12 protein-coding genes are annotated in these 12,838 nt (G+C 67.3%); 10 read left to right on the top strand and 2 right to left on the bottom strand.

Annotated features, from left to right (window positions below; all coding sequences use genetic code 11):
- Window positions 1-68 precede the first annotated feature (68 nt).
- Window positions 69-566 (top strand): SRPBCC family protein, encoded by a 498-nt coding sequence (locus H9634_RS05800; RefSeq protein WP_191725778.1) that lies wholly within the window; start codon window positions 69-71, stop codon window positions 564-566.
- Window positions 563-916, top strand: coding sequence for an ArsR/SmtB family transcription factor (locus H9634_RS05795; RefSeq protein ID WP_318245013.1), 354 nt, complete (start codon window positions 563-565; stop codon window positions 914-916). Before H9634_RS05800 ends, H9634_RS05795 begins: the two co-directional genes overlap by 4 nt.
- A gap of 14 nt (window positions 917-930) precedes the next feature.
- Here H9634_RS05795 and H9634_RS05790 read toward each other — a convergent pair whose 3' ends face one another.
- Together H9634_RS05790 and valS are read right to left on the bottom strand one after the other, a co-directional pair.
- Window positions 931-1,599 carry an AIM24 family protein gene (locus H9634_RS05790; protein ID WP_165883099.1) on the bottom strand — a complete coding sequence of 223 codons (669 nt, stop codon included), beginning with the start codon at window positions 1,597-1,599 and terminating at the stop codon, window positions 931-933.
- Between the two features lie 139 nt (window positions 1,600-1,738).
- The gene (gene valS / locus H9634_RS05785; RefSeq protein ID WP_191725777.1) at window positions 1,739-4,378 is read right to left on the bottom strand and encodes a valine--tRNA ligase; all 2,640 of its coding nucleotides are present in this window, start codon (window positions 4,376-4,378) and stop codon (window positions 1,739-1,741) included.
- A 75-nt stretch (window positions 4,379-4,453) separates the two neighbouring features.
- On the opposite strand from valS, the gene H9634_RS05780 reads away from it, so the two are divergent.
- The 8 genes from H9634_RS05780 (at window position 4,454) to H9634_RS05750 (ending at window position 12,823) form a co-directional block, all read left to right on the top strand.
- A complete protein-coding gene (locus H9634_RS05780) occupies window positions 4,454-5,530 on the top strand; it encodes an acyltransferase (protein WP_318245012.1) in 1,077 nt (358 codons plus the stop codon).
- Window positions 5,531-5,548: 18 nt separating this feature from the next.
- Entirely contained in the window at window positions 5,549-5,674 is a 126-nt protein-coding gene (locus H9634_RS14715) for a hypothetical protein (RefSeq protein ID WP_263598795.1), read from the top strand.
- The gene (locus H9634_RS05775) at window positions 5,671-5,865 is read left to right on the top strand and encodes a hypothetical protein (protein WP_191725776.1); all 195 of its coding nucleotides are present in this window, start codon (window positions 5,671-5,673) and stop codon (window positions 5,863-5,865) included. Before H9634_RS14715 ends, H9634_RS05775 begins: the two co-directional genes overlap by 4 nt.
- Window positions 5,866-5,877: 12 nt before the next feature.
- The gene (locus H9634_RS05770; RefSeq protein WP_191725775.1) at window positions 5,878-6,630 is read left to right on the top strand and encodes an SDR family oxidoreductase; all 753 of its coding nucleotides are present in this window, start codon (window positions 5,878-5,880) and stop codon (window positions 6,628-6,630) included.
- 267 nt (window positions 6,631-6,897) lie between these two features.
- Entirely contained in the window at window positions 6,898-7,209 is a 312-nt protein-coding gene (locus H9634_RS05765; protein ID WP_191725774.1) for a hypothetical protein, read from the top strand.
- A 327-nt stretch (window positions 7,210-7,536) separates the two neighbouring features.
- Window positions 7,537-10,806, top strand: a complete 3,270-nt coding sequence (ileS, locus tag H9634_RS05760) for an isoleucine--tRNA ligase (RefSeq protein WP_191725773.1) — start codon at window positions 7,537-7,539, stop codon at window positions 10,804-10,806.
- The gene (locus H9634_RS05755; protein WP_191725772.1) at window positions 10,803-12,386 is read left to right on the top strand and encodes a bifunctional folylpolyglutamate synthase/dihydrofolate synthase; all 1,584 of its coding nucleotides are present in this window, start codon (window positions 10,803-10,805) and stop codon (window positions 12,384-12,386) included. Before ileS ends, H9634_RS05755 begins: the two co-directional genes overlap by 4 nt.
- Window positions 12,383-12,823, top strand: a complete 441-nt coding sequence (locus H9634_RS05750; RefSeq protein ID WP_318245011.1) for a DUF4233 domain-containing protein — start codon at window positions 12,383-12,385, stop codon at window positions 12,821-12,823. The genes H9634_RS05755 and H9634_RS05750 overlap by 4 nt, the downstream gene beginning before the upstream one ends.
- Window positions 12,824-12,838: the final 15 nt, after the last annotated feature.

Below are 12,838 nucleotides of genomic sequence, written 5' to 3'. Positions count from 1 at the left end.
GCTCCATGAAATGCAACCATTCAGTTATAGCAACTGAATGGTTGCACGTTATGCCTGTGGAGGCTCTCATGGAACAGCTCATCATCGACCGCAGCATCGACATCAGCGCCTCGGCAGAGACGGTCTTCGGCCTCATCTCCCAGCCCGGCTGGTACATCAACGACGGGACGCTGCGCGATCACACTGTGACTCGACGCGGCGAGCTGGCATTCGTCACCGACCCAGTGCACGGCACCTTCGCCATCCGGACCATCGAGCTCAAGCCGCCGCATTTCGCCGCTTTCCGGTGGACCGCCGGCGAAGCACTCGACGGATCGCTCGACGCCGCCACCGCCGAAGACCTGCCGATGACGCTCATCGAGTTCTTCATCACCGAACGCAGTGGGGGAGTGACGCTGCGGGTGCGCGAAACCGGGTTCGAGAACCTCAGCGCGGACGGCCTGGCCCTGCGTCGGGCCTTCGATGCCAACGACTCCGGGTGGGCCGAAGAGCTCGCCGTGGCCAAGGCGGCGCTGGAAGACGACCGAGGCCCGGAGGCATCTCAGACCGCGGAGCGCGCTCAGTGACGCACACCAGCACCGGAGAGTCAGTGCAGATGCTGCGCGCGCTGGGGGAGAGCACTCGGTTGGAGCTCATGCTGCGCCTCGGTCAGGCACCGGCCTCCGCCTCGGGACTGCAGCACGAATTCAGCATCTCCCGCCAGGGCATCATGAAACACCTGGATGTCCTCCGCAAGGCAGGACTCATCACAGCAGAGCGCAGCGGGCGCGCTGTCGTGTATCAGGTCGAGCCGGAGCGCATGTTACACCTCGCTGCGGTGCTCAGCGAGCTCAGCCGGGGCTGGGAACGCCGCCTGGCTGCGATCAAGCACGCCGCGGAGGCTGCTGAAGCCGATGACGCGGCCGACGAGAGCTGAGTCCGTCGGGCTGCTCAGTACGTCTCTGCCGGCTGAACGACGACGAAGCCCGGGCCGTGGAAGCGCATCTGGATGCCCTCACCGGAACCCCGGCCGAAGAACGAGCCGAGGGTCACATCGGTGTGGATGTCCGGTGCCAGATTCGCTGACCAGCACACCGCCGCCTGCGGGTCGACGAACGTCGGGGTGCGCGAGCAGTCGAGGACCATCGGCTGGCCCTGCGCGCAGATCGCGGCCGTGCCGTGCCCGGAGAGTTCGAGGTTGAACAGTCCTGAACCGGTCGTCAGCGCGCCGATGCCGCGCAGCGGCTGGATGTCCCAGCGCAGCGAGGCGTCGAAGGCGAGCATGCTCGTCGTGTTGACGGTCAGCGCATCGTGTGGTCCTTCGAGCTGCATCATGAAGATGTTCGCGGCCATCCGGGCGAAGAAGATCTCGCCGTGGCCTTCGACGCGCATGAGCTGACCGCCCTCACCCGTGGCCGCCTTCTTCATGAACTGCCCGACCGAGGTCGAACCCTGGTGCTTGAAGTTGACGTTGCCCTGGTAGGCGACCATCGCACCCTTCGTGGCGATCATCGGCTCCTGCGGGGTCACCACGCCTCGCACCATCCGGCTGGACTGCATCGTCCACCGCTGGTTGAGCTCCTGCTCCTGGTGCTGTTTGGCGAAGAGTTCGCTGCGCATCGCTGTCTCCTGGTCGTGCGCGCCGGGCCGGTGCCCGACTGGGGAAATGAAGCTGGGGGCGTGCAGATCGACTGCACGCCCCCAGCTTAAACCCACAGCAGGCTCAGCGAGCCGCTTCAGTGTGGCTGTTCGGCAACACTCACTCGGCGGGCTCGAACTCGACGTCGGCGACCGTGATGTCCTCACCACCGGCCGACAGTGTCCACGTCTGCACGCGTCCGGCGGCCATGATGTCGCTCTCAGCACCCTGTGCGGCGGCGAGCACCGCCTCGGGAACGGTCACCGTCACCGAGGTGATCGGGGTCTTCTGCGAGACCTTCGCCTCGGTCTTCGCGCGGCGCAGCTCACCGAGCACATCGCCGACGTGCCCAAGGGCCTGAGTATCGGCCTCGAAGGCCGGCAGGTCGTCCGCCTGCGGCCAGGCAGCGCGGTGGACAGAACCGGACCGCCACCACGACCACACCTCTTCGGTCACGAACGGCATGAACGGGGCGAAGAGACGCAGCAGCACATCGAGCGCGGTCGCCAGGGTCGCATGCGCCGAGAGCTGACCGGCCTCGCCGACCGAACCGTAGGAGCGGTCCTTGGCCAGCTCGACGTAGTCGTCGGTGAAGGCCCAGAAGAAGGACTCGGCGGTGCGCAGCGCATGAGCGTAGTCGTACTCGGCCATGAAGGCTGAGCATTCGGCGACGGTTGCGCGCAGAGCCGCCAGCACAGCCTGGTCGAGGCTTTCGGTGATGAGGTCGGTGCGCCCGATGAGATCGGCGTGGACACCCTGGGCGAGGGCGAACTTCGAGGCGTTGAGGATCTTCATCGCCAGACGCCGGCCGATCTGCATCTGCGTGACCTCATAGGCGGTGTCCGCGCCGAGCCGGGCCGAACCGGCCCAGTAGCGCACGGCATCCGGCCCGAAGCCGGGCTTGGACTCTTCGAGGATGTCACTGGGCACGACGACATTGCCCTTGGACTTCGACATCTTCTTGCGGTCAGGGTCGAGGATCCAGCCCGAGAGCGCAGCCCGCGTCCACGGCACATCGTCGTTCAGCGAGTTGGCGCGCACAACCGTCGAGAACAGCCAGGTGCGGATGATGTCATGACCCTGCGGACGCAGATCGAAGGGCGCGGTCTGGGACCACAGCTTCTCGTTGCGCGACCAGCCGCCGGCGATCTGCGGGGTCAGCGACGAGGTCGCCCACGTATCGAGCACATCGGGCTCACCGGTGAAGCCACCGGGCTGATCGCGCTGCTCGGCGGTGAACCCCTCAGGCACATCGGCCTGCGGGTCGACCGGCAGGGAGGCGTCATCGGGCACGATCGGGTTGTCGTAATCGGGCTCGCCGGCCTCATCGAGGCGGTACCACAGCGGGATCGCGACACCGAAGTAGCGCTGCCGGGAGATGAGCCAGTCGCCGTTGAGGCCCTCCACCCAGTTCTCGTAGCGCGAGCGCATGAACGAGGGATACCAGTCGAGTTCGCGGCCGCGGGCGATGAGCTTCTCGCGCAGCCCGGAATCCGTGCCGCCGTTGCGGATGTACCACTGCCGGGAGGTCACGACCTCCAGCGGCTTGTCGCCCTTCTCGTAGAACGGCACCGGGTGCGTGATCGCCTCCGGCTCGGCGAGCAGGTCACCGGACTCAGCGAGCATCTCGGCGATCGTCTTGCGTGCGGTGAACGTGGTCTTGCCGGCCAGCTGCTCATAGTTGTCCACCGCCTCGGGAGCGGGGGAGGAGGCGATCCAGTCCGGGACCTCGCGCTGCAGGCGCCCGTCGCGGGTGATGACCGCGCGGGTCGGCAGCTGCAGCTCACGCCACCACGTGACGTCGGTGAGGTCACCGAAGGTGCACACCATCGCGATGCCGGTGCCCTTGTCAGGCTTCGCCAGCTGGTGGGCGCGCACATCGACGGCCACGCCGAAGAGCGGAGACACGACCTGGGTGCCGAAGTAGTCCTGGTAGCGCTCATCATCCGGGTGCGCGACGAGGGCTGCCACGGCCGGGATGAGCTCAGGGCGCGAGGTGACGATGACGATCGGCTCGACTGACCTGTCAGCAGTGCCGTCAGCGGCAGCCGGGTAGAAGGCGACCGTGTGGTAGGCGCCTTCGCGCTCCCGGTCCTCCAGCTCAGCCTGCGCCACCGCAGTGCCGAAGGTGACATCCCACATCGTCGGGGCTTCCTGCGAGTACACGTGCCCGCCGGCGAGGTCCTTGAGGAACGCCCGCTGAGACACCGCGCGGCAGTCGGCGTCGATCGTGCGGTAGGAGTGGTTCCAGTCGACCGACAGGCCGACCGAGCGGAACAGCGCTTCGAACACCTCACCATCGGAGCTGGCGAGCTTCTCGCACAGTTCGATGAAGTTCTGCCGCGAGACCGGCACGAAGTCCCGCGGGTTCTTCGCAGGCTTCTGCGGCGGCGTGAAGTCAGGGTCGTAGGGCAGAGTCGGCTCGCAGCGCACTCCGTAGTAGTTCTGGGTGCGGCGCTCGGTCGGCAGGCCGTTGTCGTCCCAGCCGAGGGGGTAGAAGACGTTCTTGCCCATCATCCGCTGATAGCGGGCGATGATGTCGGTCTGGGTGTAGGAGAAGACGTGCCCCACATGCAGCGATCCCGACGCCGTCGGCGGGGGAGTGTCGATCGAGTAGACCTCCTCGCGGGAGGTCTCAGGGTCGAAGGCGTAGGTCTGCTGCTCGGACCAGCGGGAGTCCCACTTGTCCTTCAGGCCTTCGAGAGCGGGTCTGTCCGGGAGGTGCACCGAGTCTTGTGTGCGTGAGGCAGGTTGAGTCATACCGGTGATTATCCCCGCACCGCGCAGCCGAACTCAAACCACCTGAGACCAGCGGTTCCATGTCAGGATAGGAGGGTGAGCCCCCTGCCGCCGACCCCGCGCTATGCCGAGAACGCAACGTCGACTGCCTGGATGAACCCGGCCCGCTCACTGGCGATCCTCTTCGTCGTGGCGATCCACAGTGTCAGCGCCACCGTTGAGACCGACCTGAGCTCCCATGGCGACGCCACGTGGTGGTCCGCCAATCTCATCGACGCCACCGCCCGCTGGTCAGTGCCTGTGTTCCTCATGATCTCCGGCGCGCTCGCCCTCGACCCCGACCGCGGAGTGCGGCCACGGGAGTTCCTCATCAAACGCTTCTACCGCATCGGCATCCCGCTGGTGGTGTGGACGGTCGTCTACATCCTCTTCCGGCTCTTCTACGAAGGCCGCATCCACACCAGCTGGAACCCGATCGCCGCGATCCTCACCGGCTCCCCGTATGTGCAGCTGTACTTCCTCTACGTGCTCGCCGGACTGATTCTGCTCACTCCGTTCATGCGGCTTCTGTCGCTGCACGGAACGAAGCGCCTGCAGTGGGGCACGGCCGGGATCCTGCTGGCGATCGGGATGGCCGATCACGTCATCTCGACGTTCTTCGACGTCGGTGAGCCCAACGCCGCCACCCGGTTCCTGCCGCTCATGGGCTACTACGTGCTCGGCTTCGTGCTGCGTGACTGGATCCTCACCCGCAGGCAGACGATCCTCGCGTGGCTCGTCTTCTTCGGCTCCTACGGTGCGATCCTGGCATGGTCTGCGATCGGGCCGGGGGACAAGCCATGGCGGTTCGCCTACGAGTACGTCTCCCCGTTCGTGGTGCCGATGTCGCTGGCGGCCTATGTGCTGCTGCACACTCACATGCGCACCGGCTGGCGATTCCTCACCAGGATCTACCCGTACTCATTCGGCGTCTTCCTCCTCCACCCGCTCATCCTGTTCCCCATGCGGCAGGTCATCGGCTACCCCAACACGGTCGGCTCTGTGCTGTTCCACGGACTCGTCCTGCCGATCGTCTACACGCTTGTCTGCACGGCCATCACCTGGCTGATGCTCAAGATCCCATTCGTGCGCGCGGCTTTCGGTGCAGGAAGGCCGTTCCTCGCCCGCGGCTGAGACACCGGAGGACCGGTCATGCTCGTGCTCGACTTCGACTCCGCCCACCACCGCGCCATCGTCGAGGCATACGCGCACATCTGCGACGGCGAGGTCGCCGTCGTCGAGCTGCGGGCACCGCTGGAACAGCGCGACACCGGATGACGACAGCACACAGGCCGGGTGCCGTCGGTGCGCTGTCCACCTGGTACCCGCATCTCGTCATCGACACCCACGATCAGCAGTCTGAGCAGACCGCAGCAGAGGTGCTCACCTGGCTCGCGTGCGCTCGACATCTTGTGAACCGCCGGGCCTGCGGCGAGGATGGAGACGACAACTCAGCCCTCGGCCCATGAGGAGATGCCACGATGACGATCATGCGCGCAGTCGTGACCGGAGCCAGCTCCGGGATAGGAGCAGCCACCGTTCGCCGCCTGACTGCCAGCGGCTGGCACGTCACCGCGGTCGCCCGCCGCGCCGAGAAGCTCAACGCGCTCGCCGACGAGACCGGGTGTGCCGTCGTCACCGCCGACCTCACCCGCGATGATGACGTCGCGACGATGGCCGAGACGGTCGCCGCGGCCGGTCCGCTCCATGCCCTCGTCGCCAACGCCGGAGCCGCCTACGGTCATGCCGAGATCGCCGATGCCGCGGTGACCGACTGGCAGAAGACGATGGACATCAATGCGTTCGGACTGCTGCGCAGCATCAACGCGCTGCTGCCGGCTCTGACTGCTTCGGACCGCGGAGACGTGCTCATCATGGGTTCGACCGCCGGGCTCATCACCTATGAGGCGGCGGGTGCGTACACCGCCTCGAAGCATGCGGTGCACGCCATCGCTCAGACTCTGCGCCTGGAACTGGCCGGCAGCCCGGTGCGCGTCATGGAGATCGCCCCGGGCATGGTCCGGACTGAGGAATTCAACCGCAAGCGCTTCGGTTCGCAGGAAGCCGCCGACAAGATCTACGAGGGCGTCGAGAACCCCCTGACGGCTGAGGACATCGCCGACGCGGTGGACTGGATGCTGAGCCGCCCGCACCACGTCAACGTCGACCTCATGGTCATCCGCCCGCTCGCCCAGGCCGCCCAGCACAAGGTGGCCCGCCATCAAGGACTGTGAACCGGTCTGCGGCTATGACCAAAGTGGTAACGACACTGAGTGTGCCCCGGCGCAGCCTGGAAGCACCCGCCCGGCGCCGCATCCGCGCCCGCCGGGCCGGGTGACGAGAGGAACCGATGTCGCACGCAGCTCTGGAGGCACACCCCGGCACCACCCCTGCCACCGGCTGGCGCTGGCGCGGCATCGCCCGAGCCGCGGTGCTGCTCGTTCTCTCAGCGCTGTTCCTCGCCGGCTGGTTCTCCTCACTGCCGCCACAGGGCGCCCTCGATGCCGGTCTGCGCGTTCTCACCGTGGCGCTCTTCGTGCTCGCTGCCGATCGCAGCCCCCCGCACGCAGCCGGGACGCACCCGCGACCTCCTCGTCGCTGCAGCGCTCATCCTGGCGGCAGGCGAGTTCGCCTGGCATGTCCACCTCTCCGTCGCCACCGAACTCGACGTGTCATTCGCCTGGGGGTACACGGGCGCGCTGCTCGTCATGCTGCTGATCTCGGCAGTCCGGCTCATCCGCGACCGCCGTGCACACACCTCCGCGACTGCTGCTGAAACGGCCGAGCCCACTGCCGCCGACCGCCCAGACTGAGCCGAGCAGCTGAACTGAGCAGCTGAACTGAGCAGCCCACCGGCACGGTTCGGATTCCGCATGCATCTGCGCTAAGATGTCTCCTGCGACGATCCGGCCATCACCGGGGAGCATCCGGAAGAACAGGCGCGCAGCCAGACCACGGGAGCGCGTGCCCCATTAGACCCGGACGGGCGGGCCCGTCACAGCCTGGAAATGAGCGATCGGAGACCTCCAATGCCGACCCGAGCCACACCTCGGCGGCGGGCAGGACTCCGATAAGCGAGGTGGTACCGCGGCGGAAGCGTCGTCCTCGTCACCGGACCGCCGAACGCATCAAGGACGCTCATGACCGATCAGATCTACCCCAAGCAGAAGACCTCCGCTGCAGGCCTGACCGCATCGCCGTCGTTCCCTGCCATCGAAGACGACGTGCTGCGCTTCTGGAACTCCGACGACACCTTCCAGGCGAGCATCGATCAGCGTGAGGCCGGTTCCGAGGGCCAGAACGAATTCGTCTTCTACGACGGCCCGCCCTTCGCCAACGGCCTGCCGCACTACGGCCACCTGCTCACCGGCTACGTCAAGGACGTCGTCCCGCGCTACCAGACGATGCGCGGCAAGCGCGTCGAACGCCGCTTCGGCTGGGACACCCACGGACTGCCCGCCGAACTCGAAGCCGAACGCCAGCTCGGCATCACCGACAAGTCCGAGATCGGCGACATGGGCATCGCCCGCTTCAACGAGGTGTGCCGCTCCTCAGTGCTGACGTACACGAAGGAGTGGGAGGAGTACGTCACCCGCCAGGGCCGCTGGGTCGACTTCGACAACGACTACAAGACGCTCAACGTCGAGTACATGGAGTCGGTCATCTGGGCGTTCAAGCAGCTGTGGGACAAGGGCTACGTCTACGAGGGCTACCGCGTCCTGCCGTACTGCTGGAAGGACCAGACGCCGCTGTCGAACCACGAGCTGCGCATGGACGAGGACGTCTACAAGTCCCGCCAGGACCCCTCGGTGACGATCGGCTACAAGCTCGCCGACTCCGATGAGTACGTCGTCATCTGGACCACCACCCCGTGGACTGTGCCGAGCAACCAGGCAGTGGCCGTCCATCCGGACGTCCAGTATGTCGCGGTGCGCCCCGGGCCCGAGGCGCCGGCTGAGCACCTGCGCGGCACCACCCTCATCATGGCCAAGGACCGGGTTGCCGCCTACGCACGCGAGCTCGGCGAGGACCCCGAGGTGGTGCGCGAGATGGCCGGCACCGACCTGCTCGGCCTGCGCTACGAACCGCCCTTCGGGTACTTCGAGGGCCGGCAGGAGGAGTTCGGCGAGGCGATGCACTCGATCCTCGCCGCCGACTTCGTCACCACCGACGACGGCACCGGCATCGTCCACCAGTCACCGGCCTTCGGTGAGGAGGACAAGGTGCTCACCGACGCCGCCGGGATCCACGCCGCCCGTCCCGTCGACGACGCCGGCTGCTTCGAAGCCCCGGTCACCGACTACGCCGGCCAGCAGGTCTTCGAGGCGAACAAGGCGATCATCCGCGACCTGCGCGACCACACCGGCCCGCTGGCCGGACGCTCGGCGCTGCTTGTGCGGCACGAGACCTACGAGCACTCCTACCCGCACTGCTGGCGCTGCCGCACCCCGCTCATCTACCGGGCGGTGTCCTCGTGGTTCGTCAAGGTCACCGACTTCAAGGACCGGATGGTCGAGCTCAATGAGCAGATCAACTGGGTGCCGGAGAACGTCAAGCACGGCCAGTTCGGCAAGTGGCTGGAGAACGCCCGCGACTGGTCGATCTCGCGCAACCGGTTCTGGGGCTCGCCGATCCCGGTGTGGGTCTCGGATAACCCCGAATACCCGCGCACCGACGTCTACGGCTCGCTGGCCGAACTCGAAGTCGACTTCGGCCGGCTGCCGCTCAACGACAAGGGCGAACCGGACCTGCACCGGCCGTGGATCGACGACCTCACCCGCCCGAACCCGGATGACCCGACCGGCCAGTCGACGATGCGCCGCGTGCCCGATGTCCTCGATGTGTGGTTCGACTCCGGTTCGATGAGCTACGCCCAGGTCCACTACCCGTTCGAGAACGCCGACTGGTTCGAACACCACTTTCCGGGCGACTTCATCGTCGAGTACATCGGCCAGACCCGCGGCTGGTTCTACACCCTGCACATCCTCGCCACCGCCGTGTTCGACCGCCCGGCCTTCCGCAACTGCATCAGCCACGGCATCGTGCTCGGCTCCGACGGGCAGAAGATGTCCAAGAGCCTGCGCAACTACCCCGACGTCAACGAGGTCTTCGACCGCGACGGCTCCGATGCGATGCGCTGGTTCCTCATGTCGAGTCCGATCCTGCGCGGCGGCAACCTCGTCGTGACCGAACAGGGCATCCGCGACGGCGTGCGCCAGGTGATCCTGCCGCTGTGGAACGCCTGGCACTTCTTCGCCACCTACTCCAACAACGCCGACGGCGAAGCCGGTGGCAAGGGCTACGCGGCGCAGACCCGGTACGACTCCAGCCAGGTGCTCGACCGCTACCTCATCGCCAAGACCCACGACCTCATCGTGGACTTCCAGCAGGCGATGGACGACTACGACGTGTGGGCAGCCTGCGAGCTGGTCCGCGACCACCTCGACATGTTCACCAACTGGTACGTCCGCCGCTCCCGCCGCCGCTTCTGGGAGGGCACGGCCGAGGTGCGCGAGTCCTTCGACGTCTTCTACACCTGCTTCGAGGCGTTCCTGCGTGTGGCCGCCCCGCTGCTGCCGTTCACCGCCGAGGAGATCTACCGCGGGCTGACCGGCGAGCGGTCGGTGCACCTGACAGACTATCCCGACGCCGAGGCGTTCACCGCCGATGCCGATCTCGTCGCCGCAATGGACCGCACCCGCCAGGTCTGCTCGACCGGCTCCTCACTGCGCAAGGCCAACAACCTGCGCGTGCGGCTGCCGCTGGCAGGCCTGACCGTGGCCACGAACGACGATCTCGGCACCGACTTCCGCACGATCATCGCCGATGAGCTCAACGTCAAGGACGTCACCGTCATGGGCGTCGACCAAGCCGCTGCCGCAGGGTTCACCCTGGAGCAGAAGCTCACCGTCAACGCCCGGGCCGCCGGGCCGCGCCTGGGCAGGAACGTCCAGGCCGCGATCAAGGGCTCGAAGACCGGCGACTGGTCAGTCGCCGATGACGGCACCGTCACCGCCGGTGGGATCGAACTCGAAGCAGGCGAATACACCCTCGAAGAGGTCGCCGACGCCGGGGCGACAAGCGCCGCCCTGGCAGCAATGGACCGTGGCTTCGTCGCCCTCGACATCGAGGTCACCGACGAGCTGCGCGCCGAAGGTGTCGCTCGCGACGCGATCCGGGCGATCCAGAACGTGCGCAAGCAGCTCGACCTCGACGTCGCCGACCGGATCACCGTCACGCTCTCGGCCCCCGAACAGGTCCGTGCGGCCGTCGACACCCACCGCGACATGGTCGCCGGTGAGGTGCTCGCCGTCGAACTCGACACCACGAGCGAGCAGCTCAGCGGTGACGAGGTCTTCGCCGCCGGCGAACTCGCCTCCGATGCGGCCGTGCAGGTGAAGCGCGTATGAGCGAACACGACCCCGTCCACGACCCCGCCCACGGCACTGAAGCTGAAGGCATCGAGCCGGCAGGGCCCGAAGCGCCGCAGCTGCCGGACTTCGAGGACAACCCGCTCGTCCCGCTGGTGCCCGACGATCCTGACGCCGCCGAGGTCGATGCCATCGTCGCCGCCTCCCAGGGCGACGATGAGACCGACGCCGCCGTGCCCGCCGAGGCGCGCGGCACCTCGGAGCTGGCCCGCGTGTACTCCGCGCTGCTGTCGCGGCAGGGGGAGACGCAGGTCGAGCGTCGACTCGATGCGACCGAGCGGGCATGCCAGCTGCTCGGCGACGTGCACATGAGCGCTCCGGTCGTCATGCTCACCGGCACCAACGGCAAGTCCTCGACGGTGCGGATGGTCGACCGGATCCTCTCAGCCGCCGGGCTGCGAGTCGGACGCTTCACCAGCCCGCACCTGCACCGGGTCACCGAGCGCATCGCCGTCGACGGCGAGGAGGTCAGCGAACGGGTGTTCGTCGACGCCTATGACGCGACTGCCCCGATCCTCGAGATGGTCGATGCGGAGCTCGTCGCCGCCGGCCGGCCGAAGCTCACCTTCTTCGAAGCTCTGACGGTGCTCGCCTTTGCGATCTTCGCCGAGGCGCCCGTCGACGTCATGGTCATCGAGGTCGGCATGGGCGGCGAATGGGACTCCACCAATGTCGCCGATGCCGCCGTGTGCGGCTTCGCGCCGATCGGCTATGACCACCAGGCCTACCTCGGTGACACGCTCACCGAGATCGCCGTGACGAAGGCCGGCATCCTCAACCGCTCTATCGACCCCACCCCGGCCCCGGACCCGGTGGCAGTCATCGCAGCGCAGGATGAGGAGGCCGCCGAGGCGCTGGCAGCCCAGACTGCCGAACGGGATGTGCCTGCAGTGTGGGCTGGGCAGAACTTCGGGCTGCGCGGGCGCGAACGCGCCGTCGACGGCCAGCTCATCGATGTGCAGGGACTCTACGCCGGATATCCGGATCTGTTCCTGCCGCTGCACGGAGAGCATCAGGCGGACAACGCCGCCCTGGCGATCGCCATGTGCGAGGCGTTCCTCGCCGACGCCGACAAGCCGCTGAATGGCGAGATCGTCGCCGAGGGGCTGTCCCAGGTGACCTCGCCGGGTCGTGCGGAGATCCTGCGCACCGAGCCGACGATCCTCGTCGACGGTGCGCACAACCCGGCCGCGGCCCAGGTGCTCGCCGACACGATCGGCGAGGCCTTCGACTTCGAGTTCGTCGTGGCCGTGGTCGCGATGTTCGCCGACAAGGATCCACACGGTGTCCTCGAATACGTCCACCGGTTCGCCGACCGCATCGTCGTCTCCGAGGCCCTCTCGCCGCGGGCGCTCGAACACGGCGCACTCGCAGCCGCTGCCGCTGAGTGGTTCGACCCGGAGGACGTCACCGACACGCCAGACCTCAATGCCGCGCTCATGGCCGCGATCGATCTGGTCAACAGCCAGGACAGCCCGCACGCCGGGATCGTCGTGACCGGCTCCCTGCTGACCGTCGCCGAGGCCCGCACGCTGCTGGGCAAGGGAGGCATCCAGTGACTGCCGAACACCCGAACGCCGCAGGACAGGAGCACCCGGTGGAGAAGCCTGACGGGCCTTTGAAGTCGAAGCTGCCGGTGCTGTGCGGTTCGATCCTCATCTCCGAGATCTGCGTCGTCTACTTCGCCGGTCTCACCGGGATCGGCCTCAAGCCGGTCAGCCTGCCGCTGCTCATCGCCGGTGTCGCCGTCATCACGGTGGTGCTGCTGGCTGCGGCGATCCTGCTGCCCAGGCGGATCGGCCAGAAGCGGCCCGGGGTCCTGCTCGGCTGGATCGGCCAGGCGCTCATCGTCGCCTGTGGATTCGTGCTGCCGGCGATGTTCTTCGTCGGTCTCGTCTTCGCCGGCCTCTACGCTGCCGCCGTGTACTGGGGCAGACGCATCGACCGTGAGGTCGTCGAGTACTTCCGCACCGGCGGGGGAGAGACGGCCGCCTGATCTGCGCGGTGTGAG

This window comes from Brevibacterium gallinarum (genome assembly GCF_014836885.1).
Taxonomy (GTDB): domain Bacteria; phylum Actinomycetota; class Actinomycetes; order Actinomycetales; family Brevibacteriaceae; genus Brevibacterium; species Brevibacterium gallinarum.
The sequence above is the reverse complement of the archived record's forward strand: the minus strand, read 5'-3'. Positions and strand labels throughout refer to the sequence as shown.